Source organism: Prosthecobacter sp. (genome assembly GCF_044226605.1).
GTDB lineage: Bacteria > Verrucomicrobiota > Verrucomicrobiia > Verrucomicrobiales > Verrucomicrobiaceae > Prosthecobacter.
Genome location: NZ_JBGAGS010000032.1, coordinates 21,904 through 44,073 on the forward strand (window position 1 = coordinate 21,904; position 22,170 = coordinate 44,073).

Genomic DNA, 22,170 nt, shown 5'->3' on the forward strand with positions numbered 1-22,170 from the left:
CTATCTATGAGTGATGTCCTGCCACTCGATCACCAGCCCATGCGTCCGGGTGCCGAATATGGGACGTTTATGAAAGCTCCATTTGTCCTCAGCCAGCACTTTTCTGGTGTCAGCTTCATCCTCGCCAGCCAAAAAAACAGCGACAGCATGCCGGTTGTGGCCATGCAAAAGACTTTCGAAAACAAGGACATTGCAACGTTCGGCATACCACACCTCACGGATGCCAGGTCGGGTTTCCCAGCTGCTCCCCTTGAGGGGGGCGGGTGTATCCAAAATATCGCTTATTTCTTTTGCCCGAGGAGGTCTTTTCTCGGACAGTGCCTTCTTAAGAAGGTCCGCCTCCCCAGGAAACTCGAATAAAAAGTCTGCCGCTCCCCATGCAAAGACCGCGTTGCGAACACTCGATGGCCGGATGCAGTAGGAACTGACTCCCATGACCAGCACCGCTGTCAGCGTGATGCCATGATAAAACAAGGACAAGACCACATCCGGTGTATCCGTCGGCTTTTTCTTTCGTAGAAAAGGGAACGCGCCCAGCGCAGCCACGATCGTCATGAAAGCCAGCACGACATAGCTTTTGGTGTCAGTCCATTCGAGCACTAGCTGGGACGCCCCAAATTTCCAACCGTGGAAGTACTCCATCCAAAAACCCAGAGACAATCCCGCACACAGGGCTGCGAGCAGCGATCCGCTGAAGAGGAGCTTGGCATGCCATCTTGTCATGTCTTAAGACATAGTTTGGCCATGGCGGGAGCGTCAAGCCTTATTGAGATTTGAGCAACAGACTGACACTTCTGCCTTGAAGGCCAACGGCCTTCCGCATCATAGCGAAGGGTTGCCGAGCCTAAGCGAGGCCACCCTGGTACGGGGTGCATCCTTCAGGAAAGCAAACCCAGCACCTTCTTTCCACACCGCGACCTCCAGCAGCGTCCGCCTCGCCATTTCGCCACTCAGTTGCTGCGTCCCCGCATCATCCTCCTCACGCGAGCTCCGGTCGTGTCAGCCTATTACGCAGGCTTCAATAGTTCAAACACTAGCGCCTGTGCCTCCGTGTTCCTGTCTCCCACCATGAGATCCGATGAAATCTGCATTGTAATCAATGACGGGTGACGGTGCCTTCGGCTCTAACGCGACTGCGTCGTGCTCTGATTGATGTGATAACTGGGGAAATAAGTGTCATCAAAGCACCTCAGGTAAATGGTGGAGCGGTCATACTGAGGGTGCTGCCCAATTCCGGCGATGATATGATTGAAAAGATCGCCCTCTGTTGCCATCCTGGCACGGTCTTCGGGCGGTACTCTTGATTCGCACGGCGCTTTCATCACGTCGTCCAGATCCTTCAAGGCGAAAGGAGGGACGATGATCCGCAGCATCAATCCTTTCTTTGCAAAGTGTTCTTCCTCCAAATGCTTGAAGTAATCGCCCACGCTCATTTTGAAGGCACCCGGAGCCAGCGGGGCTTTGCCCAGATCGATCACGGCAGTTTCAGACGGGTATTCGCTTTGGTCCTGGTCAGCGTCCCGACGCCGGGAGATTTCATCCTTGTTTGCATCACCGCTGTTTTGCCTGTCGCCGCATCCCGTGCAGCAGAATAACAAAACGCACAGCACCGGCAGATGAAAGGCAGGGGCCATCCGGCGGCAAAAGCGCTTCACCAGGAGGCCATAACTTTGGCGGTGTTCACGGCAGCGGAAGAAGGCTGCCAGGAATGGGATAGCGGCTCTTTTCATTGAAGTAGTAATGAGGGTACAAAAGCGGTTTGATATTCTTCATCCTCGCTCGTTCCAAGCGCAGTTGGTTTTGAATTCTCATGGCGCGGAATTCTTTGTCAAGACCTCCGGTCTCGGGATAAGCTTTTGTATCGTCAGGGTGTGACGCATTCAAAAAAGGATTTTGGGTGCCAAAAAGTTTTTCGCCGAGATGTTGAAACTCGTGGCCCAAGGTTTCCGCATCAATGTTTCGGCGCACCCGGGGAAAAGCGGGTCAGGGTGCAAAAATTCAACAAAAATGCGGTGCGCTTTGAAGCAGCAGCTCATCCACGATTTCAGTCTCTCAATGTGTCAGAAAATGGCACCCTTCTCTGGCCCTGGTTTCCCGCGGGGCCCTAATAATTCGTGTAGAAGTAGTACAGCACACCGCTTTTGCCGTCGGGATTGGGAGAGAGCATGTATAGGCGTGTGCTACGCAGGTCAAGCCGGCGCAATACCACCGCCTTGTCGGTCATCTTCAGCCGGCTGACATCCACCTTTCCAGCACGCGGGGGCGCAGAGCTAAACGGACCTTTCAAGAGCTCGTCAAGGTCGCCGCCTGGGCTGGGCTTCAGGCCTGCATCCGCCTCGTCTTCATCAGAAAAAATAAGATCAACCGTGCTTTTCCAGGTCTTGTCATCCACTTTGCCTGTCGTCCATGGGTTCAGCATGGGGTGGCTGCCGGATTCGAGCCGGGCCCACTCTTCAGGAGTCAGTTGAATGGATGCCTTGATCGAGCAGGGCACCACCGTGGATCCGAAACGCACAGCGACTTCAAAACGCACATCGACTTGATACTCTTCGGGCGTCTTCAGTTTGAGGCCGGACAGTCCCGAATGTGCAGCCAGCTCTTCCCAGCTTAGCGTGTTACCCAGCGGTATGCGCTGGGTAGTGGTGTTCTGCTGCGCCTTGGCCGCCGCAGGAAAGAGCGCGCAGAAAATGACCGCCACGGCGATGATGCAGCGGTGCTGGAGACTCAGGTTCATCGTCAGAGTATATGAGGGCGGCACCCCTCATCGCAATGCCAAAATGCATCGCGCACTTGTGGGACTGGCGCGGCTGTGGGACTTGGCGTAATCTTTCTGACCTTAAAAGGACCGCCGGGCTTATCCTGTTAAAGGATGCAAATAATTGACAAATGGCAGCAACAATAAACATCTGTTTGATGCAGGCGCTGCGCTATCAAATAGCGCGGCAGCTCCGCGCATCAGCACGGAACAATCGAAGGTGTGTGTGGATGCTGTCAATCATTTCGCCCGACCCGCTTTTACATCTTCAGCGTTAGCAGGGTTCAACATCACACGCCTTTGCCCTCCTCCACAGGGGGTGTTCATTTCCGCCGGGCCGGACGCCTGCCAGCCGCAGTGGCACGGTTGTCATTCAGCACTTGCAGCTCCGCTGGAGTCGCCAGTTCGATGCCATGACCGAACCAATGCTGGCTTGCGGCCTCCAGGCCGGTCAGCCACTCGCCGTTTTTCCCGTGGACGGGTGTGAACTGCACCTCAAGATCCACCCGCGCCCACTGCCGCGGCAGCATGCACGCATTGATCAGAGCCAACTTTTGATGCCAGGTAAAAATGCCCGACAGTCTCGGGTGCTCTCTCTCAAAGATTTCACCAACGCGCGCCACATGAAACCAGGAAAAAATGAAAGCTTGGTCGATGGCCCGCCTCTGCCGCTCGTCCACCACCGGGAGTTCGCAGGCACTCCTGACCTCGGAGACAATGATCCGGTCAAAGGCAAACGCCGCGAGACAGACAAACGGCAGCAGGCAAAGAAAAACACGGGCGAGCCACTTGAAGATCAGATAGAGTAGTTTGAAAACATTCGACCATTTCATGGCTAGTGCTTGATGGTGACACGCCTCCCCATAAGCTTGTAAAGTCGGTCTGACAATGCTGAAGGAAAAAAAGGCCCGGGGCCCCCACGGTGGGTAATACCAGGGATTTGCACAAGAACGGCGCACGAAGCCTTGGCGCAAAACCCTCCGGAGGTGCCTTGTGGATACTGAAAATCTTGAGCCGTTTTTGCATCGGTCCATACTGGGACAAAAGACATGGCGCCATCTTTGGAATGAAACTCGATGTACTCAGCCAAAGACCAGCGGGTTTCATTAGGTCCTTGTTTGGGAATTGTATTCGTAAAAACGCCGTCAGAACCCCTCACTCCTCCGTGTTTGTATTCTCCTCCTGGGTCGAAAAGAGTGCTCACCAGATTGCCTTCTTCGTCCAAATAAAAGGTGATGATGGCGGCATGTGCGCCATTTGAATTGATAAGCAGGACCAAGGCTTCGCCATCGGCCAGCCGTTTCCTCATGGAGTCGTAAAGTTGGTTTAAGTCGGTCGCGTCAGGATTGAAAAACTCGCGCAATACCGCCAGGCCGCGCTTGGACGGAGAAACGCTGGATGCTTGAATAACCTTGTCATTCTGAATCAGGGCGGGCTCTTTTGGTGGCTGCGGCTTTGGCTTTTTATATCCAAGCGGCCTGTCTCCTGAAACTCTTCTTGGAGAGCTGAATGATCTTTTTTCAGCAGCGGATGTGGGATTAGGGGGCGTACTTGGAATGGATGATTTGGGTGCTGCAGCCTGCTGCGCTCCAAGCCTCCCACCCTGCGCATGCACCGCGGCTCCGCGCACCTGCTGCTCCTGTGATCCCGCTGCCGCAGCCAACTGCTGTAGGCGCACGCCCGGCATGGCGTCCGCGTTCGTGAAACTTCCAGCGCCACCATTGCCCGCACCCGGTGCCTGACCGCGATACACCAGATCATCAAATCCCAGCCCGCCGCTCTGAGGAATGCCGCGGCTGGAAGGAGCGGTACCATCGCGGTTGCGCTTCTCAAACAAGCGGCTCATGGGCGGCTTGCCCTGGTCAGAGGCGAAACGATCACCTGTTGATTCAGCGCCGGGGCCACGAATGCCTTGGCGCTGGTCATCCGCTCTCCACCCAAAGCCGGGAGGAGGCTCGCCTCCTCCGCTTGGGGCATGCGGTTCCGATGTTACCCGATCAAACTGCCGCCCATTTTCCTGCTCAGCCAGTCCCCCGAGCTGACGCCAGCGGCCCGTCGGCTGCGCTCCGCGCAAAGACAGCGGGCCGGATGCACTGCCCGCCACAGGCAGACCGAAGCCTTGCTGGCCGTGGCCACTTTCAGGCATCGCATCCGCATCCTCTTCCTCCCGCGCTGGCAGGTGGCTTGAAGCCCGCACACCACCGCTGCGTGGCAGCATTCCCCAATCCTCCACCGCATCCTCATGCATCGGCATGGGGATGTATTGGCGCGTGCTCCCTTCATTCCCGGGCACTATCGGAGCATCCACCCTCTCTTCTTCCCGCACCGGCAGGTGGCTGAAAGCCCGCACACTCCCGCTCCTCAGCATCGGCTGTTCCTCCTCCTCTTCTTCTTCTTCAGGGATTTCGGCTGCGGGACGGTTGCTGCGAATGAAGGATGAGAAGGCCATGCAGACACCCCTTGGGTCCGTATTTGCAGGCGCAAATGAATTCACGCGTTTTCATGCCGGAGAAAGGGGGCACGGGAACGGGAGCAGGGTGCAAAAAGCTGACAAAAAACGGTGCGCTTTGAAGCAGCAACTCATGCACGGGTTCAGGCTGGCTAACTTCAAAGCTGCGATCTCACACTTCCATCCTCCCTGGCTTCCGCCGTCATCCTTTCCCTGCACCCTGCTGGCAATGAAGCCTGCTTTTGCTTGTTCCACGGCGGGTTAACGCTCATAGTTGTCGGATTGCCCACGGTTCAGGGTGTGGCGGTAAAGGTTATGGAGTTAAAAAAGCAAATCGCCACACCAGTTCAGGCCCTGCTTCCGCGGGTCCTCGGCGGATATGCGGTGGCAGGAGGCGCTTTGACGCTGATCGGGTGGTTTGCACAAAGACCCCGGCTCACCGATTGGGATGGCGACGGCATCGCCATGTTCGTTAATACGGCCCTCATGGCGATCGGGTGCGGTGCTGCTTTGATGATGCAGGGTTCGGCAAAAAAGGGGACGGTTGCTGCCAGTCGTATTCTCGCACTGCTGGCCGCACTGGTAGGGGCGGCCACCTTGTTCCAACATCTGTCCGGCATTGATCTTGGCATCGATCAACTTTTAGTCAGGGCAAGCTGGGGCCATCGGGCTGCAGTGTCGCTTGGAAGACCCGGTCCTCCGGCGTCGCTTTCGTTCACGATTTTAGGTGTGGCGATCACACTGCTTTCGTTCTCGGGGAGCGCGCGCCGCATTGTTCCTGCCATGGGCATTTTGATCATGTCCATCGCGAGCTTTTCGCTCATGGGCTACGCCTTCGGTGCGGACCCCCTTTACGCAGTTTCACGTTACACGGGAATTGCGATGGAGTCTGCCATGATCATTTTCGCCCTGGCGGTGCGAGTAACCGCCAGCGTGCGTGAGCACCAGCCCATGCGGGCGCTGATGGATTCCGGTGCGGCTGGAGCCCTTGTAAGGCGCTCCCTCCCATGCATCGTCGGCATTCCCATCGTGCTGGGCTGGCTTCGGCTCCGAGGGCAGCGAGCGGGCTTGTTTGATCTCAACATGGGCACGGCTCTGCTGGTGATCGCCCTCATCGCGCTGCTCTGCACCCTCCTGTGGTGGTGTGCGGGAATTGTGTCTGAACGTGAGAACATCTTACGGGCGAAAGAAGCGGCCTTGACGCAGGAAGTCGCCGAACGCCAGCGGACAGAGAGGGAGCTCAGCCTGGCAGCTCATGAGGCCAAGGAAGCCTCCCGTGCCAAAGATGACTTTCTGGCGGCGCTCAGCCACGAACTGCGCACGCCCCTCTCGCCAGCCCTCATCAATGCGGCTGACTTGGAAAATGATCCGTCGCTTCCTGACCATGTTCGTGAGAAGCTCACCGTCATCCGGCGCAATATCCAGCTTGAGGCGCGGTTGATCGACGATCTGCTGGACGTCACGCGGATCAGCAGTGGCAAGCTGCAGGTTCACCCCGTGCTGACGGATGTTCATGAGCTGCTAAGGCACGCACAAGAAACCCTCGCCCAGGAAATCCGGGACAAGCGCATCGAGGTGCGCATGGAGCTGGAGGCGCTCGAAACGTGTGTCCACGCAGATCCGGCACGCCTCCTGCAGGTGCTGTGGAACCTCCTGAAAAACGCCGTTAAATTCACGCCCCAGGGCGGCTCCATAACGCTCAGCACCTTCAATCCCGCCCCACGAAGTCTGGCCGTCAGGGTCAGGGATTCAGGCATTGGCATCCCTGAGGGCGAACTCGAAAACATCTTCCTCGCGTTCCATCAGGGCGCATTAACAGGCAGGCATCAGTTCGGAGGACTTGGCCTGGGCCTTTCGATCTCAAGAAACATCATGGAGGCACATGGAGGCAGCCTCATGGCTGAGAGCGCGGGACCAGGCCACGGGGCGGCTTTTACCATGATCGTCGAGACAACGACGAGGCCCGCAAGCGCGCCCGCCGCGACACCCCGGCACAACACCCAGCTTTCCCCGTTGCGCCTTCTGCTTGTGGAGGACCACGTTGAGTCCCTGGAGGCCATGAGCCGTCTGCTCGAACGGGACGGACATTCGGTGTTCTGTGCCACAAACATGCGTGAGGCGCTTTCACAAGCGAAGGCTCACAAATGTGATCTGGTCATCAGCGACATTGGTCTGCCGGATGGTGACGGCTACGCTCTCATGTCGCAGTTCAAAGAAAGCTTCGGCTGGCCCGGCATCGCCCTCAGTGGCTACGGGATGGAAGCCGACCATCGGAAGTCAAGAACGGCCGGCTTTTCCGCCCACCTCGTGAAGCCTGTCGACCTCGGCCAGCTCCGCGACGCCATCGCCTCCGTCGTCAATGGCCAGGTCTAGCACCACCGGGGACCGCCCCCTCCTGAGTCTGCCCGCCCGAGTGCAATGAAAAAAATGGGGCAGGCAAAAAAAGAAAAAAGGGGGTCAGGGTGCAAATAATGGAAAAAGTAGGGCAGGGTGCAAAAAATGGACAAACTTAGCCCCCGCGCGAATTCGTCAGATGCAAATCAGACGCCGCCCCCCCATGCCGCTGCGGATTCTCCGTCTCGGCGAAAAAGCCGTATCCTCCGCATCAGGCACCATGGCCTTCATCATTGGTCCTGGCGCTTGCAGAAACGTCCGCACCCCGGCCCCCATCGAAGACAAACTCACGAAAAAGCGCCCTGGGGAATGACCCCCAGGGCGCCTTCACACCATACCAAATGACTCGCAGGACGGTTAGCGGTCCTTGCGGTTGTCATCCTTCCTGTCATGTCCAGAAGGCGTCTTCAGTTCCCGGTGGACTTTGTCGTCGTTTCCTTTGCCAGGACGCGAGGTGCCCTCTGGGTGCGAGCCTGCCTGAGTGTTGTCGTTCTTGGTGCTGCTGGTGGCGGAACCAGTGGCGGAGGCGTTTCCACTGTTGGAAACGGTGCCGCTGCCTGCGCCGCCCGTGCCGGTGGCCGTGCCGCCAGTGCCTGCACCGCCGGTGGCAGTACCACCCGTGGTGGTGCCGCCAGTAGCGGAGCCGCCTGTGGTAGTGCCGCCGGTGGTGTTGGCATTGATGGTGGCATGCGGCATGATCTTGGACTTGCCGTCCAGAGAGATCGAGCTGCCCGTGGTGGCGCCGCCCGTGGCCGAGCCGCCGGTGGTCGCGCCGCCTGTGGTGTTGCTGGTGGCGGAGCCTCCGACGCCGGTGCTGGTGGCCGTGCCACTGCCGCCGGTACCCGAGGCCTTGGCGCTGCCAGTGGCGGTGCCGGTGCCGGAGGTGGTGGGTGGAGTGGGCGTGGTGGTCTGTGCATTGGCGGCGAGGCCAAAGATTGCTACAGCGAGGGTGGTAATGAGGGGTTTAGTTTTCATAGCATCGTTATTTCGAATGCGCCTTTAGTCTGAATGTCAGAACCTAGGATGAGCCAGGCATCAGTGTCAGTTCATTGATAACCAACTCCTCCACGAACCTTCCGTGGATGCCTGATCTGCCACTCAGGTCGCGCATAACCGGAGCGCGCGTGGAAGCTTCCGCCGATACTTCAGCATGAAAACGATTCTCTATCTTGTGAGTGTTGGAAGTCTGGCCGTCGTCACCTCTTCGGCTTTGTGGGGGCAGTCGGCCACGGTGCGCGGTGGCTCGGCGAAGGGCGGCTCTGCCACTGGCGGAACCGTCACAGGCGGAACTGTAACCGGAGGCACCGTAACGGGTGGCTCGGCAACCGGCGGATCAGTGACAGGTGGCACGATCAGAGGCGGCAGCGTTAAAGGAGGATCGGCGGTAGGTGGGAGCGCCACGGGCGGCACTGCCACCGGTGGATCTGCCACCGGTGGATCTGCCACCGGTGGATCTGCCACCGCGCGCGTGAGCGGCGGCGCCGCCACTCCTGGCACCACCACTGCGGGCATAGGCACCGCCACCGCCACGGTAAACGGTCGCGATATCCGCGTGACTGCGCCGGGATCTGTTTCCGTCAATGTGAACGGATCGACTGCCGAGGTGGCGGTGGCGGGCAAGACGCTCACCGTGGGCGAATCCAATCTCACCCTGGACGAGCAAAAGCTGGGCATCATCCCAAAGGGCGTCCGAAAGCTGGACGTGACCGAGGAAGGCGAGTTCCTCAGCATCAAAGGCGATGGCAAAGAAATCGCGCGGGCCAAAGTGAAGTGAACAAGCACAGCACAGCTAAGGGCAGGGGAGGTAACGCCTGCATGGCGTGAGCCTCCCCGCAGTTTGCGCGCAACCATGGCCGGCTATCGATAGCGTGCGAGATGGATGTCCTGACGCCAAGCTTGATCGATGTGCTGAACATCGCCTGTGTGAGTGAGAAGGATCCGCCGCTCCATGCACCGCACATCGATGCGGACAAACCGCGCTTCTCTCGCATGCTCTGCCCGCGCAGTTCAGAGCGAAATACGCCATCTCTTCACGTCAATACACCCACTTGATTAAGGAGGAGCGATTTAAGCGGCACACAGTCTAACGATACTGTCCAAACCTTAAACCAACCACATCATGAAAACATTCATCTACAGCGTCATCCTTGCCATCACTGTCTCCTCCTGCGCCACAGGACCGCGTGCACAAACAGGGACGGTAATCGGAGGTTTGACCGGTGCTGCGGCAGGCGGCATCATTGGCAGCCAGAGCGGGCGTGGTCTGGAAGGTGCCGCCATCGGCGCGGGCCTGGGAGCGGCCGCCGGCAACACGGTTGGAAACGCGCAGGATCAGCGCGCATACAATTCCCGCCGTCGTTATTAAGCGCACCGGGGAAAGCGTCCGAAACATGGCGCTTCGTTCCCCCGTGTGATCCGCCTGTGACTGAGGGGCCCCGTCAAACGGTTCGGGGCCTCTCATCGCACAAGCAAGTGGCGCAGGTGCTTCCATCTCCTGGCCTTGCACGCGCACTACTTTTTAAACCACGGTCTTGCGGAGCCGCACGCACATTCAGTGCTTCCCACCACCGCTCAGCCAAGCGATTCAAACCGGCTAAACCCAGAGTGCCAAAGTGAGAACGCCCAAACCAAAGCGCGTCGCGAGAAGAGGCTCCCAGGCTCAGAGCGCTCATCCCGCCGCCTCGCAGCGCAGGGAGATTTTCATCTCCTGGAAAACCATCCTGAAGCTGCTGTCCGCAGTGCTGTTTGCGTTCGTCGCCTTTGAGCTGAGGCATCTCTTTGCGGACCTCCTCCTCGCCTTGATCATCAGCATCACCCTTTGGCCGATGATCCGCTGGTCTCGAAAACACCGCTGGCCTGAGTGGCTCGGCTTGTCCTGCATCACACTCATCCTTCTGGGCGCCGTCGCGCTCGGGCTTGGCCTGCTGATTCCCACCATCACGCACCAGGCGGCCACGCTTGTCGAAACCCTCCCCAAGCTGAAGGAGGATATCGTCAAATATGCGCCAGCGCAGGGCGCGGTGCACAATTTTACGCAGCAGTTTCTGGCCTCTCCCATGTTTGCGGACTCAAAACCGCTCGTCGCAGAGATCGTGGCCTTTGGCGGCACTGCCCTCAAGGGCCTCATCGAGTTTCTGGTCATCGTCATCACATCGATCTATTTTCTTTCCGACGGCGAACGCGTCTACCGCTGGCTCCTCGCCTTTCTCCCCGCGCGCCACCGCAAAAAACTGGGAGCAGCAGCTCCGGAAATCGCCGGCGTGGTCAGCGGCTACATGAGCGGCCAGCTCATCACATCCCTGCTTTGCGGAGCCTACGCATTCTGCGTTCTCAGCCTGCTGCACGTGCCCGATGCGGCGCTGTTTGCCGTGATCGCAGGATTTTGCGACGTGCTTCCGTTGATCGGCTTCTTTATCGCCGTGATACCCGCCGTCGCCTCCGCCGCATTCGTCTCGCCAGCCACGGCTGTGTCAGTGGCGGTGCTCTACAGCGTCTATCACCTCATCGAAAACTACTTCATCGTGCCAAGGATCTACGGTCGGCGCCTCGGCCTCTCATCCCTGACGGTCCTGGTATGCTGCATGATGGCTGGAATCGTCGGAGGCGTGCTCGGCATCATTTTGATCCTGCCCATCGTTGCCTCCTACCCCATCATCGAAAGAACCTGGCTGCGCCCTCACTTGGAACCTGACACCGTGCAGAAACACGACGCGCTCGATAAAGTGAACGCTCATGGGTGAAGATCCTCACAGACGACCTGGCCATGGGCAAGGCTGCCTTCAGGGCCCCTTTAAGTAAGCGATGAGCGCGTTCGTCTGAATGAGGATCTCCTCACAAAACCGTTCATTCACAGCCGCCCCGGGACGAAACACCGAGCGAAGAAAAACCCCGAGCGTTTTCGCCCGTTCCTGGGCGTAAGGTTCGTCAGACAGCGCCGCCACGAGGTCATCGCCCGCTTTCACCATCAGCGTCTGGACATCCCCGGGAATGATCGGCCTTTTGCAATAATGGACATTTTCGTTGATCAGGGAAAGCAGGGAGAGCGCGGTTGATTTGCTCATTGATGAATGTTGCCGGAACCGGACAACAAATCTTTGCGAACGCAATCGCTTTGATCTTCAAATCAACTTTTTGACGATTTAAAGTGTTCACTTTCAGTGATTAAGGGAGGGGTGTAGAGCGCCTCGTCAACCCATTTATACAATGCAGAAAACGTAAATCCATTGCCTAAAAAGGGGTCAGGGTGCAAATACTTGACAAAATTCGGTGCGCTTTGAAGCAGCAACTCATCCACGGTTCAGTCCGTCAATGTGTCAGAAAAGTTGCGCCTGGCCCCCATTTGCTCTCCAACCGTGAGTTTGCTTCGACAGCAGAGAAAGCACGCACTACGCTTTACGCCTTGGTGTCATTCTTCACGCGCTCATCCACCATCTCAATGTCGCGCCATGTCTCCCCACGATCATCCTCGCGGCGGATGGAGAAGTGAAATGAGTGCACCCCGCTGAAATGAAACAAGGGGCGGCCGGCCTTGATGGCCGCGACTTCCTCAAATCCTTCAAGCTTTAAAATGGAGATGTCTTGAGCGGGCGTGGGCATGAGTGGTCGGGCAGCCTTGCATGAAAGCGGTGCCTGTTGCCGGAGCGGGGCAGAACCAGGATAAGGCAAGGCGCGTTGAAGTTGTGGAAAGCGAACGCGCCGGCGCCGCCCCGGAAGTCAGCACGGTCGTTTTGTCCTCTAAGAGATGTCCGCCGCAGCCGGTCATGGATCAAGATTTTCAATGATCAAGAGCATGGACTGCTGACGACGGGCATCGGTGGTCTGCATGGCTTCATTGCGGGCGGCTTCTGCGATGCGGCTGCGCTCCGAATCGCTGCACCTTCGGAGGTGAAAGAATGCCTCCTCAAGCACACGAACATCCTCATCCGCGATCTCGTCGGGCACGTCCCTGCTCTCGATGGATGAGATGGCTGAAAGCAGAGCTGAAGCGAGATGGTCCATTGGTTGGGGCGATGAGTTGCGGGTCCGGGCAAACAAACGTCGATGCTATGCCGGCTGCAGGCGCAAGACTGCGCTGTGGTGAGCGACGGTCGCGAGGAGTTGTCGTCAGCGATTGCTACGCCTCGGGCGCGTTGCCTTGCGCTGATGTCGACTGCATGGAGATATGAATGGGAGTGCCTGGAGGCAGGGTCGAAGCCTGCCGCCAAATCTGCCCTAGCATGCTGAAGTGGACTGAAATGTCCGTCGCCTCCAGGTTGTCCGTGGAGCAGGCGCCACCCAGCACAGGAGGATGGCGCCACGAAAGGATCTGGCCTGCAGCAGGAACTTTCCCCGCGCGAATCAGCGGCGCGACCAGCTGGACGGACAAATGGCGCATGACAAACTCACGGTCGCTGAGAAGCCGCTGAAATGTGTCTCCATCTGGCGCAATCTCCGTGCACCTGCCCTCCACCACATCCAGAAAATGCACGGAGCCGTCGGTCGAGTCTTGTACAAAAACATCTCCAGCGAGAGTCGCCAGCACGGGAAGCTTGGTCGCTCCAGTCAGCCACCGCCACTCGGAGAGCAAGGCCTCCCGGTCCAGATGGCTGATATTCACGGTCAGGTCGTTGATGGTCATGATTTCAGTCGCGTCAGTCCATGGTGCATCCCGCTCTAATCGATCACTGCATACACAATGACCGTTCCATCGGGCAGTTCGCTCTCCGGCATCATCTTCGGAGCCTTGGCGGGGTCGAACGTCACTGGCAGCCAGACAAACACCGGCACGGCGTGCTGCTCCCGCATCGCCTGGGTGTCCAGCTTGAAGGGGAGCTTGCTCGCATCCAGCGGACCCGCCATCTTCAGCATGTCCACCTCGCTATGCTGGATGATGGCCTGAGTGCCCGTGCCAGAGTGCCCGCCACCCTCCGTGTAGGAGAGAAACGACATGCCAAGGTACGTGCTGCCCGTCCCTGGAACAACAGCCTCCGGGCAGCCTTTGCCGAGGATGTATTTCGGATGATCCTGAAGGCGAACCGCCACCGAAATCACCAGCTTCCTCTTCCACTCGGGAGAACCTCCCATGGCGGCGGCAGTGCCGGTGGCAGTCTCCACACCCTTGCGATAAATGGCGGTAAAGCCTCGCACGGAGGAAAGACTTTCCGGAGCCTCCAGGTGGCGCATAAAGAGCGATGTGCCGGAAGCAATGCCCGCAGAAATCGCCTCCGGACTCTTTGGCCGCCCGGCCATCAGCGGCCCGTAATCGAATGCAGAGCACTCGGCCGCGGCAAGAACGAGGATCAAGAGCAAAGAGGTGAGCGTCTTCATGGCAACTGGCACAGATGGCTGTGCTGAAAAGCTTACCTGAACCGAGCTTGGGCGCAAGACTCCTCTGGCCGAACCTCCAGCCGCGAGCCGTTTTGCCACCATTTCCTCCGCCCCGCGTGCGCCCCCTCGCGGAAAGAGATGCGCGTGCATTGGCAGCGCAAAGGTAGGGAAGGTGAAGCGCCGCGGGCGCGTGGGCCGATGAAAAAACTCCCTGCCCGCGCTTTCCTGCGTGTTAGGAAAGCCATGCTATTTCATACGCCGAGATGCTCGGTCATGGTATTAAGCCTGTACCGGCATCCTGCGTTTCCGTCGCATTCCGCCTCCAGCCTCCTTCTCTTCCTGCACGCTCTCATCCGCCAGGGCAGGGGATGCGTGGCGCCGCCTGAGCCTCCGCTTCATCTGCCGCCGTGCTCACTTGCCCTCCCGAACCAGCCACCGGATCTCGCCGCTGCCGCGCATTCTCCATGGCCGCCCGCATTAAAGCGATGGCCATAAAGCCCGCAGTTCTTTTTATGCAACGGATTCTCCCTTCCGAAGCGGCGTGCATCCCGTTAGCCACACGGCAGATCCTGCAGTCCTCGGTTTACCTCGCCGAAACCTCTCGCCAAAAATGACCTTCGACCTGTGGGTAGAAAAGTTTGGTTGCACTTCCTAAGCCAACAAAAATTCAAGCCTAATGGTGAATAGACAATGAAATGGCTTGCAGCGCAGTATTTCAAATCGACCGGCGGGGACGTCGGAGACAAGGTGATCGGAGCACTTGTCAACGGAATCATTTCCACCCAGTAGGCTGTGTTTGCCAGATTTGGTATCACGCAGGATCTCCACATCGCCCAGATCAGCCACCAGTCCGGCAAGGGCGAGGAGATGACGGAGTCCCTCATCTTCAAGGTTGAGACGCTCCTGAAACATTGGAGCGCGCAGGGCAAGATTACAGTGAGGCAAGCGTTTTGTCAGACATAGAAGTGCAAAAAGTTAGGGATTAAGAGAAAGAAGTGAGTCGTTAAGAATGAAGAACCAAAAAGCCCGTGCCATCCGCCAGCAGCAGGCCGCGCTGGCCTCCCGCCAGCAGCAGCACATCCTCCGTTCCACCAGGCGTGGTATCACCTGGTAGACCGCCAGAGGAAAGCGTCAGTCCGAGTCCGTGTCCGAGTGCGATCATAAAATCAAAGCGCCACGATGTGAGTTGCCGTTGTGCCCGTCGCATTCACCTGCCGTGTCACGATCGGCAGCACGCAACCTCCCGGCACCGCGGCAAACGTCACCGCCACACCGTTCTCGTTCACCGCCGTCACATCCCCCGCGCCGCCCACATACAGCGCCCGCGCAGGTCCTCCCTTCAGCGCCACCGTGTCAGACGGCGTCACTGCCCGGAAGGAATCATTCGGCACCATCTCCTGCAGCACGCCCGGCGTGCTATGTGGATCCAGAGTCATTCGGCGTTTGGTAGTAGGCATCGTGTTTGTGTTTGTAGGTTCGTATTAAAAAAAATAAAAAAGTGCAGGCGCGTTCGCATCAGCAGCATCGCAGGCGCATCACATCCCACCTCGGAGCAGCCGGAGCATCCATCCCATGAAGTGCATCAAAGTGGTATGGCATGGTATTCATAGTCATAAAGTTTGTGCGGCACCCACCGCACCATTCGCATCAGGTCCCGGGGCAGGGGACCCGCCCATCGCCTGCGCACCCGCCCCCGGCTGCGCCTGCCCAGGCGCAGCTTGCGCTTGGGCTTGCGCCTGCTGCGCATTCGCCAGCATCCCCTTCAGCTTCTCCGCCTCCTCCGGCGGCAGAATAGAGAGGCAGCTCTCCACCGTCAGCATCGGCTTGCGCACCATCTCCTCCGCGTTGGCAAACTCCAGCGCCTTCAGCGCCTGCACCATCCCCACACGCGCCCCGGCCTTGTCCACCTCCGGCAGGCCCGCATAGGTCTGCTCCATCTGCATCATCGCCTTCGCGCCCTCCAGCTTCGTCTGGTTCTGCTCCTGCGTCAGCAGCATCACCACATCCACGTCCAGGTCACGCACATGCTCCGGCGTTATCCGCACCAGCTCCTTGTTGTGCCCCTCCCCCCACACAAAAGCCTCCTCACGGTCAAAGTTCGCATAATACAGCTTCACCGCATAGCTGAAGCCGCGCCCCTTGCACCGCCGCAGCCTCCGCACCGGCTTCTTCAGCAGCACCGCCGCACGGCTTATCAGAGACTTGATCCCCGTCGCCGTGTTGCTCTCCGGCACCGAAGACAGATCCCCCTGGCTCGCACTCGTTATTCCACTTCTCAGCTGCGCCAGCTGCATCCCCACCTGGAAAAGCTCCATGCTTCGCGTATCCGCATCCGGCAGCTGCGCAAACTCCACGCAATCCCCCAGCCGCTTCCCCGCCTTCGGTTTGATCGTCCGCCCCGGCCCGATCACCACATCCCCACCGTCCTCATCACGCAGCATGTTCTCCTCATGCACCGCCGTCAGCGGATTCGCATGCATCTCATTGCGGAAGTGCACCTGATTCCACAGATTATCCGTCCCCGTTTGCAGATACGCATACTTCGAGAAAAATCCCCGCCCGTAGAGTCTGTGCGGCACCGGCTCCCACACCTCGCACTTGATCGGCAGCTCCGCATTCGGCGACACATTCGCCAGGTAATCCCCCCACACAATCCAGTCCTCGTGCAGCGGCGGAAACACAATGCACAGCCTCGCCTCCTTCCCCGTCCCCGTCACATCCGCCCGTATGTAGCCCTCGATCAGCCTAACCCGCGTATTGATCAGCTTGTCCGCCTCCTCCTCACCCAGCGCCACCTCCACCGGCGGTCCGCCCACCGCGCATGCATCCGCAGATCTCTCCCTCTGCACCTCCTCATCCGTACGCGTCCCCGCCACCGCACACCGCGCCAGCCGTATCGCATCCTCCTTCGAAAGATCAAACCTCCGCATCGCCTCAAACACGCTCATCTCCACGCTCACATACACATTCGTATGCCGCAGATCCAGCTCCGGCGCATCCTCCCGAAAGCTGATGTCATTAAAGTGCACCGGCATCGCCTCCACACCCTCGCGCAGCACCCGCCTCCGCGTCTCATACGCATCACGCCACTCCAGTTTCCCTCGCAGCCCGCGCAGGCCCGCCACCTGCTCATCCCTCGTCACATGCGCACCCCGCCCGTCCATCACCGGCTTCCCATCCGCATGCAGGCACGGCGTCACCGCCTCATACTCATCCACATCCACCGCATACAGCGTCTTCATAAAGCACTCCCCCAGCGTCACCGCCTGGTCGATCCCCAGGCACTGCGCATCCACATACCGTCCATCGCGAAACACCCACTGCAGGTGATGTTGAATGTCATCCGCCAGCTTCGCATCCGTGCGCCCCACCGGATTCGCCGCAAACCACGGCTCCCCGCCATAGATGTCCTGCTCCGCCTGCGCCGCCGCAAACTCCGCCAGCGCCCCCACCACATTCACCGACTCATTCGCCACCTCGAACACACTCCCCGCCTCCTCCACATCCCGCCTCTCGCGCCGCGCCCGGGCCCGATGCTCAAACACATCCTGCGCCTCCTGCGCCCACTTCACCCGGTTCGCCCGCCACTGCACCAGCCCCGCATCATAGTTTGCCTTTTGCGTTCGCGCCCACTGCACCAGTCGTACCGCCCGCGTCCCCCCGCCCGCCGCCAGCGCATCCTCCAGCGGCGTCTTCCTCCGCTTCCGCACCAGCGCCGCCTTCGCCCTTAGCGCAGCCAGCGTATCAGCAGAAGCCGAAGCACTCACCGAAGAATGTGGAATCAAAGGCATGCGATAAAAAAAAGTGAAAGTGAAAAAGAAAATAGAAATCCCAGCCCATCGCCAGCAAACACCGCCAAAACAAAAATGCACCCGCCGCAAGCCGGTACACCAGCAGCTAGCATTATAAACCAGCATCTGGCACTAAGAGTCAGGCAGCGAGCTCCCGGCACCGCATCCGGCAAGCCGAGAACCAAGCGCTTCATCCCTCCGAGTTCCACACTCCGTCAGGCTGACATGACAAACCACTTGGGTCCCGAAATCGAAGCGCAAGCAAAAATCTTTTTCACACCGCAAAAAAAAGGACTGCCCTTCAAAACCCCGATGCCAGGAACCGCCGCCCCTCCCACTCCATCTCATATCCACCCCCATTCCCAAACCACCCAAAGCCCACCCGTCGCATAGCGCTCCCAGCATCAGCATCAGCATCAGCATCAGCATCAGCATCCAGCATCCAGCATCCAGCATCCAGCCCCCAGCATCTAGTCCCCAGCATCCAGTTTCCCCACAGAACCCCTTGCCATGAAAAACGCCCATGCTTACATCAGCAAAACACCCAATGAAACGCCTGTCACACCATAAACCCGGCGACTACACCTCAGCCTCGCGTTCCAGCGGCAGTGTCTCAATTGGAAGCAACCAGCACCTTGACCGTTGCTCCCCGGGCAAAAGAGCAGAGAAGGGCGGAGCAGAGGATCTCTAACTTGCCCACCCCGCCAGCCCTCCACCCGTTCAAACCGCACACCCACCCCCATGAGCGAAGACCAGCGCAAGCACCTCGAATTCATCCAGGCCGTCATCACCCGCATGGCCGGCAACTCCTTCCTCATCCGCGGCTGGTCCGTCACCCGCGTCTCAGCATTGGTCGCACTCGCAGCAAAGGACAGCCAGAAGGAATTCGCCATCCTCAGCCTCATCCCGTGCGCCATGTTCTGGTTTCTCGACGCCTACTATCTCTCCTTGGAGCGCCGTTTTCGCTCCCTCTACAACGAAGTCCGGCAGGCCTGCAGCACCGACTACAGCATGACATTACCCGACATCACAGCAGCCGAAAGATGGCTCACCGTGCTCCATTCAAGGACCGTCCTGCCATTTCACGGCACCATGGTCGCCGCCATCCTCATCGCCTTCCTCTACATCAAAACCATCTAGCACAGCGCCCGCATCACGTCCTTCGTATCCGCGCATCACGTCACGATCAGTCATCACCCTCTGCGGCCAAAAGAGCAGCAGCCCCACCTTCGCATCATCCCTGAGCACCACATCCCCCCATCCCTCACCATGCTCGAAAACAATCTCGAACTCATCGTCCAGTATCCCGAGGACCATCAGGGCGGCAATCATTACACCTGCCGCGGGTTCCGTGGGCTGCACCTCACCACACCCGTTTTCCTCGTGTTCGAGAGCCTGCTGTCCTCGGCTCAAGACGCCGCGCAAGACATGGGTGAAGCCTTCTGCGAAGAAATCCTCAAATACGCAGGCGCCTTTGAAGTCACAGCTTTGTCCTGCCCGGGCTGCCGCCCCACCGTGCATTGCCATGCCATGTTTGACCACGACTGCCGCAAGATCCTCGTCCACTTCGCTCAGCCCGCCACCTCGGATCCTGAGATTCTGCCCGCGCAGTCCGCCTCTGGCATTTGGCATGATCGCCTGAGGGCTTGGGACAGTGAGAAGGAGGAAAAGGAAAAAATCGAAAAGCAGAAATATGAAGAGGAGCAGCCTGAAGAGGCAAAAAAGCATCCGTACGTGCCGGCACCGTATCCGCCCTGCAAGTGGGAGGTCATCCCCATCTTGCACACCACAGACAGAGACAACGTCCACCTGTGCCTCCCCACGCTATGGCGCGTCATCAATGTCTGCTTCTGGTCATTCTCTCGCTTTGAGATCCTCTGGGCCGTGCTCCAGCGCGTCGGGCTCGCCCCCGAAGAAAGCCGCATCTTCATCAGCTATGTCCGCAAAGAAACCTCCGCCATCGCAGATCAGTTGTTCGCGGCACTCACCGAGGCTGGTTTCGATGTCTTTCTCGACCGCTGCAGCGTTCCCGCCGCCGTCAATTTCCAGCAGCGCCTCATGCAGGATCTCTGCGACAAAGCCATGGTCATCCTGCTCAATTCAGAAAGGGTCTCTGCCGTAGCTCCCGACAAGCGTTCCCGCTGGGTCGAACAAGAAATCGCCACCATTAAAAACTACCGCCTCGGCCTCCTGGAGTTGCGCCTCCCCGGCATCACTCAGCGCGCAGACATCGGCCCCGATTCCACTGAACTCCTGACCTCCGCGGACCTCGTTCCCGCAGGAGAAGACTATCCCAGGACTGCGCAAAAGCTCTCCGCGGACAAGCTCACCCACGTCATCAGCCGCATCAGGGATGTCCATGGCCAGGCATTGCATCGCCGCCGTCTTGAACTGATCGGCAATCTCGGTCTTGCTCTCACCAAAGCCGGTAAATGCCACGATCTGCAATCCGATGGCACCTTCGCACTTCCTTCCGCCACGCAGCCTGAAACCATCATCGGCCTCACCGCCCGCCCCCCCGAGCTGCAAAATTATTTCGGTCTCGGCGAGCGCCACAAAGTGTCCGCCATCCGCCAGGGCTGGCTCATCAGCCCTGCACCCTTCTTTGAGCACCAGCGCCAGGCGCAGATCACCTGGCTCGGCGGTGTCAGCAAAATCCAGCACGCCTGCGAAGCACAGATCAAGGACATGATCGCCCAACTCTGATCCTCTCTCATTATGCCAGCGCCCCAGACCACACCGCAGAGCCGACTCCACCGCTCCGCCATCTTCCTCAGTGCCAAAGTCCCTACGCAACAGCAGCGCCAGGGCGAACCCAAATTCGAAGTCATCCACGATGCCTTCGCGCGCATCGAAGAAGCCGTCATCAGCCTCGCCCGTGCCATTTTTATGGAGGGCGGCACGCTAGTCTTCGGCGCGCACCCCAGCATCTCGCCCTTGGTCGCCCGCGTGATTCAGGACTTCTATCTCCCCGAACCTGCGCCCTCATCCAAAGGCAGCCCAGAGAGACCCCAGCATTGGAAAAATCCCGCCTTGATCATCTACCAAAGCAAAGTCTGGCAGAAAGACTGGGCCCAGGCCACCCAGCGCCTCGAGCGTCACCCACTGGTCACCGTCAAGTGGACCGACATCAAAGGCGGCGAAAAAGTCGACCCCAAAATCGAGGACCGTTCGCAGGCCCCCAGGAGCTTGACGCATATGCGCGAGGCCATGATCAAAGATACCGATTTCGACGGCATCCATGAAAAACCCAAGCCCTATAAAATGGTTGCCATGGTTGCCATCGGTGGCATGGGCGGCGTTCTCGAAGAAGCAGACATCTTTGCCCGCGAGCACCCCGGTCTACCCATCTACACCTACACCACCACCGGCGGAGCCGCCGCCATGCTCTCCTCACGGCAGGGCCTCGAAGAGCGCACAAAGAGCCCCGATGCTCACGCCCTCGCCGACATCCAGAAGTTCTGGACGGCCCAGGCGGAAAGGGAGGAGCAGGCTCGGCGCGAAAGATCAGCCAGGCGGCAGGAAGGGCGGTCACAATCCCCTCTGCAGCAGCCGCAGGCCATCCCCGCTCAGCACATCTACATCCCCTACGGTTATGTCGCCCAGCAGATCGTCGCAGATCTGGTGAACCCTCAGCACCCATGACCGAAGAACATCCCACCCCACCACACAGCACGCCAGCTTTGGAACACATCAAATCCCTGGCCAGCTATTATGATGCCTGGGAGTTCTCCAAAGCGCCCGACAATTTAACGCACCAGGACCAGCTCATCCGTCGCATCGCAGCGCTCATCGCAGACCACCACATCCCGCTTGCGCATATCGCCACCGAGGCAATCGCCGCCGCCGCCACCCCGGCCCACCACCCATGCACCTGCAACGGCCTCATCGCCGCCCTCGGCCAGGCCGCTCATTCAAACTGCGACCGCCCCACCGCAGAGCTGCTCGTGGCAGCCATACCCCACATCACCTTCCCTCATACATTGCTTGCCGTATTGGATGCGCTCGAAACCTGGCTCAACTTAAAGCCCCCCTTTTGTTCGGCTGACTGGAGGAAGATCGAGTCAACAGTCCAGGCATCTAACCTCGCAGGCCATTCTCAGGTCGCGGAGAAATTGGCCGCCTTGAAGGACACCAGCGTCGTTCAAGATTCCATTTGGACAGACAGACTCACGGCAGAAGCAAAAATTCAAAATCCGCGTTCCATAGAATAGACTCCCGAAGCATCAAAAAGTTGCCATCCCCCACACTCTGAAATCAGCCCCTCCATGCCATCTCCTGGCTCATCAGCAGTCCACGCTCATCCATTTCATGGAGAAGGACGCATTAGGCTGATCGCTAGTCTTGAATAGCAGCCGTCTTCCGTCATTCAGCCCCACGGAGCGCCCCATGCCCACCGTAGCTCGTAGAACGAAGAAGGGAGCGTTAGAAGCTGCCCCCCTGGGTTCTAGCAGCCACACTGGCAGGCGACCCCA

Annotated in this window: 24 protein-coding genes; 9 read left to right on the top strand and 15 right to left on the bottom strand. The window is 58.9% G+C overall.

All coding sequences use genetic code 11. The features are described from left to right. The 6 genes from ACILSO_RS29665 to ACILSO_RS29690 all read right to left on the bottom strand — a co-directional run bounded on the left by ACILSO_RS29665 (window position 1) and on the right by ACILSO_RS29690 (window position 4,601). On the bottom strand, window positions 1–723 hold the full coding sequence (locus tag ACILSO_RS29665) for a hypothetical protein (RefSeq protein ID WP_395741116.1): 723 nt from the start codon (window positions 721–723) through the stop codon (window positions 1–3). Window positions 724–1,124: 401 nt separating this feature from the next. After that, window positions 1,125–1,634 carry a hypothetical protein gene (locus ACILSO_RS29670; protein WP_395741117.1) on the bottom strand — a complete coding sequence of 170 codons (510 nt, stop codon included), beginning with the start codon at window positions 1,632–1,634 and terminating at the stop codon, window positions 1,125–1,127. A gap of 46 nt (window positions 1,635–1,680) precedes the next feature. Then, window positions 1,681–1,968 carry a hypothetical protein gene (locus ACILSO_RS29675; RefSeq protein WP_395741118.1) on the bottom strand — a complete coding sequence of 96 codons (288 nt, stop codon included), beginning with the start codon at window positions 1,966–1,968 and terminating at the stop codon, window positions 1,681–1,683. Between the two features lie 136 nt (window positions 1,969–2,104). Next, the gene (locus tag ACILSO_RS29680) at window positions 2,105–2,734 is read right to left on the bottom strand and encodes a hypothetical protein (RefSeq protein ID WP_395741119.1); all 630 of its coding nucleotides are present in this window, start codon (window positions 2,732–2,734) and stop codon (window positions 2,105–2,107) included. A 344-nt stretch (window positions 2,735–3,078) separates the two neighbouring features. Continuing rightward, the gene (locus ACILSO_RS29685) at window positions 3,079–3,588 is read right to left on the bottom strand and encodes a hypothetical protein (protein ID WP_395741120.1); all 510 of its coding nucleotides are present in this window, start codon (window positions 3,586–3,588) and stop codon (window positions 3,079–3,081) included. Window positions 3,589–3,590: 2 nt separating this feature from the next. Next, window positions 3,591–4,601, bottom strand: coding sequence for a hypothetical protein (locus ACILSO_RS29690; protein ID WP_395741121.1), 1,011 nt, complete (start codon window positions 4,599–4,601; stop codon window positions 3,591–3,593). Window positions 4,602–4,730: 129 nt separating this feature from the next. Here ACILSO_RS29690 and ACILSO_RS29695 point away from each other — a divergent pair, with 129 nt between their 5' ends. Both ACILSO_RS29695 and ACILSO_RS29700 read left to right on the top strand, forming a co-directional pair. Next, window positions 4,731–4,943: a hypothetical protein gene (locus tag ACILSO_RS29695; protein ID WP_395741122.1), complete on the top strand. Its 213-nt coding sequence runs from the start codon at window positions 4,731–4,733 to the stop codon at window positions 4,941–4,943. 507 nt (window positions 4,944–5,450) lie between these two features. Beyond that, the gene (locus ACILSO_RS29700) at window positions 5,451–7,577 is read left to right on the top strand and encodes an ATP-binding protein (protein ID WP_395741123.1); all 2,127 of its coding nucleotides are present in this window, start codon (window positions 5,451–5,453) and stop codon (window positions 7,575–7,577) included. Window positions 7,578–7,955: 378 nt separating this feature from the next. Here ACILSO_RS29700 and ACILSO_RS29705 read toward each other — a convergent pair whose 3' ends face one another. Then, window positions 7,956–8,573 carry a hypothetical protein gene (locus tag ACILSO_RS29705; RefSeq protein ID WP_395741124.1) on the bottom strand — a complete coding sequence of 206 codons (618 nt, stop codon included), beginning with the start codon at window positions 8,571–8,573 and terminating at the stop codon, window positions 7,956–7,958. A gap of 175 nt (window positions 8,574–8,748) precedes the next feature. On the opposite strand from ACILSO_RS29705, the gene ACILSO_RS29710 reads away from it, so the two are divergent. The 3 genes from ACILSO_RS29710 to ACILSO_RS29720 all read left to right on the top strand — a co-directional run bounded on the left by ACILSO_RS29710 (window position 8,749) and on the right by ACILSO_RS29720 (window position 11,338). Continuing rightward, a complete protein-coding gene (locus tag ACILSO_RS29710; RefSeq protein WP_395741125.1) occupies window positions 8,749–9,372 on the top strand; it encodes a hypothetical protein in 624 nt (207 codons plus the stop codon). A 345-nt stretch (window positions 9,373–9,717) separates the two neighbouring features. Further along, window positions 9,718–9,963, top strand: coding sequence for a glycine zipper domain-containing protein (locus ACILSO_RS29715; protein WP_395741126.1), 246 nt, complete (start codon window positions 9,718–9,720; stop codon window positions 9,961–9,963). 247 nt (window positions 9,964–10,210) lie between these two features. After that, entirely contained in the window at window positions 10,211–11,338 is a 1,128-nt protein-coding gene (locus ACILSO_RS29720) for an AI-2E family transporter (RefSeq protein WP_395741127.1), read from the top strand. A 39-nt stretch (window positions 11,339–11,377) separates the two neighbouring features. Here ACILSO_RS29720 and ACILSO_RS29725 read toward each other — a convergent pair whose 3' ends face one another. The 8 genes from ACILSO_RS29725 to ACILSO_RS29760 all read right to left on the bottom strand — a co-directional run bounded on the left by ACILSO_RS29725 (window position 11,378) and on the right by ACILSO_RS29760 (window position 17,695). Continuing rightward, window positions 11,378–11,659, bottom strand: coding sequence for a hypothetical protein (locus ACILSO_RS29725; protein ID WP_395741128.1), 282 nt, complete (start codon window positions 11,657–11,659; stop codon window positions 11,378–11,380). Window positions 11,660–11,990: 331 nt separating this feature from the next. Continuing rightward, a complete protein-coding gene (locus tag ACILSO_RS29730) occupies window positions 11,991–12,194 on the bottom strand; it encodes a hypothetical protein (protein WP_395741129.1) in 204 nt (67 codons plus the stop codon). A gap of 162 nt (window positions 12,195–12,356) precedes the next feature. Beyond that, window positions 12,357–12,596, bottom strand: a complete 240-nt coding sequence (locus tag ACILSO_RS29735) for a hypothetical protein (protein ID WP_395741130.1) — start codon at window positions 12,594–12,596, stop codon at window positions 12,357–12,359. A 115-nt stretch (window positions 12,597–12,711) separates the two neighbouring features. Continuing rightward, window positions 12,712–13,215 (bottom strand): T6SS immunity protein Tdi1 domain-containing protein, encoded by a 504-nt coding sequence (locus ACILSO_RS29740; RefSeq protein WP_395741131.1) that lies wholly within the window; start codon window positions 13,213–13,215, stop codon window positions 12,712–12,714. Between the two features lie 35 nt (window positions 13,216–13,250). After that, entirely contained in the window at window positions 13,251–13,904 is a 654-nt protein-coding gene (locus ACILSO_RS29745; protein WP_395741132.1) for a hypothetical protein, read from the bottom strand. Between the two features lie 1,003 nt (window positions 13,905–14,907). Next, window positions 14,908–15,066: a hypothetical protein gene (locus tag ACILSO_RS29750; RefSeq protein WP_395741133.1), complete on the bottom strand. Its 159-nt coding sequence runs from the start codon at window positions 15,064–15,066 to the stop codon at window positions 14,908–14,910. A 4-nt stretch (window positions 15,067–15,070) separates the two neighbouring features. Beyond that, window positions 15,071–15,340 (bottom strand): hypothetical protein, encoded by a 270-nt coding sequence (locus ACILSO_RS29755; protein WP_395741134.1) that lies wholly within the window; start codon window positions 15,338–15,340, stop codon window positions 15,071–15,073. Window positions 15,341–15,514: 174 nt separating this feature from the next. Next, window positions 15,515–17,695 carry a hypothetical protein gene (locus ACILSO_RS29760; RefSeq protein ID WP_395741135.1) on the bottom strand — a complete coding sequence of 727 codons (2,181 nt, stop codon included), beginning with the start codon at window positions 17,693–17,695 and terminating at the stop codon, window positions 15,515–15,517. 741 nt (window positions 17,696–18,436) lie between these two features. Between ACILSO_RS29760 and ACILSO_RS29765 the strand changes: the two genes are divergently transcribed. From ACILSO_RS29765 to ACILSO_RS29780, 4 genes are all read left to right on the top strand, one after another. Then, window positions 18,437–18,835: a hypothetical protein gene (locus tag ACILSO_RS29765; RefSeq protein ID WP_395741136.1), complete on the top strand. Its 399-nt coding sequence runs from the start codon at window positions 18,437–18,439 to the stop codon at window positions 18,833–18,835. A 129-nt stretch (window positions 18,836–18,964) separates the two neighbouring features. Then, on the top strand, window positions 18,965–20,401 hold the full coding sequence (locus ACILSO_RS29770; protein WP_395741137.1) for a toll/interleukin-1 receptor domain-containing protein: 1,437 nt from the start codon (window positions 18,965–18,967) through the stop codon (window positions 20,399–20,401). Between the two features lie 12 nt (window positions 20,402–20,413). Next, the gene (locus ACILSO_RS29775; protein ID WP_395741138.1) at window positions 20,414–21,340 is read left to right on the top strand and encodes a hypothetical protein; all 927 of its coding nucleotides are present in this window, start codon (window positions 20,414–20,416) and stop codon (window positions 21,338–21,340) included. Continuing rightward, on the top strand, window positions 21,337–21,909 hold the full coding sequence (locus ACILSO_RS29780; RefSeq protein ID WP_395741139.1) for a hypothetical protein: 573 nt from the start codon (window positions 21,337–21,339) through the stop codon (window positions 21,907–21,909). Before ACILSO_RS29775 ends, ACILSO_RS29780 begins: the two co-directional genes overlap by 4 nt. The last annotated feature ends 261 nt before the right edge of the window (window positions 21,910–22,170 follow it).

Coding starts and splice junctions, on each gene's coding strand:
- ACILSO_RS29665 (WP_395741116.1), bottom strand. CDS start 723: ATGACAAGATGGCATGCCAAGCTCCTCTTCAGCGGATCGCTGCTCGCA.
- ACILSO_RS29670 (WP_395741117.1), bottom strand. CDS start 1,634: ATGGCCCCTGCCTTTCATCTGCCGGTGCTGTGCGTTTTGTTATTCTGC.
- ACILSO_RS29680 (WP_395741119.1), bottom strand. CDS start 2,734: ATGAACCTGAGTCTCCAGCACCGCTGCATCATCGCCGTGGCGGTCATT.
- ACILSO_RS29685 (WP_395741120.1), bottom strand. CDS start 3,588: ATGAAATGGTCGAATGTTTTCAAACTACTCTATCTGATCTTCAAGTGG.
- ACILSO_RS29690 (WP_395741121.1), bottom strand. CDS start 4,601: ATGAGCCGCTTGTTTGAGAAGCGCAACCGCGATGGTACCGCTCCTTCC.
- ACILSO_RS29695 (WP_395741122.1), top strand. CDS start 4,731: ATGCGGTTCCGATGTTACCCGATCAAACTGCCGCCCATTTTCCTGCTC.
- ACILSO_RS29705 (WP_395741124.1), bottom strand. CDS start 8,573: ATGAAAACTAAACCCCTCATTACCACCCTCGCTGTAGCAATCTTTGGC.
- ACILSO_RS29710 (WP_395741125.1), top strand. CDS start 8,749: ATGAAAACGATTCTCTATCTTGTGAGTGTTGGAAGTCTGGCCGTCGTC.
- ACILSO_RS29715 (WP_395741126.1), top strand. CDS start 9,718: ATGAAAACATTCATCTACAGCGTCATCCTTGCCATCACTGTCTCCTCC.
- ACILSO_RS29725 (WP_395741128.1), bottom strand. CDS start 11,659: ATGAGCAAATCAACCGCGCTCTCCCTGCTTTCCCTGATCAACGAAAAT.
- ACILSO_RS29730 (WP_395741129.1), bottom strand. CDS start 12,194: ATGCCCACGCCCGCTCAAGACATCTCCATTTTAAAGCTTGAAGGATTT.
- ACILSO_RS29735 (WP_395741130.1), bottom strand. CDS start 12,596: ATGGACCATCTCGCTTCAGCTCTGCTTTCAGCCATCTCATCCATCGAG.
- ACILSO_RS29740 (WP_395741131.1), bottom strand. CDS start 13,215: ATGACCATCAACGACCTGACCGTGAATATCAGCCATCTGGACCGGGAG.
- ACILSO_RS29745 (WP_395741132.1), bottom strand. CDS start 13,904: ATGAAGACGCTCACCTCTTTGCTCTTGATCCTCGTTCTTGCCGCGGCC.
- ACILSO_RS29750 (WP_395741133.1), bottom strand. CDS start 15,066: ATGATCGCACTCGGACACGGACTCGGACTGACGCTTTCCTCTGGCGGT.
- ACILSO_RS29755 (WP_395741134.1), bottom strand. CDS start 15,340: ATGACTCTGGATCCACATAGCACGCCGGGCGTGCTGCAGGAGATGGTG.
- ACILSO_RS29760 (WP_395741135.1), bottom strand. CDS start 17,695: ATGCCTTTGATTCCACATTCTTCGGTGAGTGCTTCGGCTTCTGCTGAT.
- ACILSO_RS29765 (WP_395741136.1), top strand. CDS start 18,437: ATGAGCGAAGACCAGCGCAAGCACCTCGAATTCATCCAGGCCGTCATC.
- ACILSO_RS29770 (WP_395741137.1), top strand. CDS start 18,965: ATGCTCGAAAACAATCTCGAACTCATCGTCCAGTATCCCGAGGACCAT.
- ACILSO_RS29775 (WP_395741138.1), top strand. CDS start 20,414: ATGCCAGCGCCCCAGACCACACCGCAGAGCCGACTCCACCGCTCCGCC.
- ACILSO_RS29780 (WP_395741139.1), top strand. CDS start 21,337: ATGACCGAAGAACATCCCACCCCACCACACAGCACGCCAGCTTTGGAA.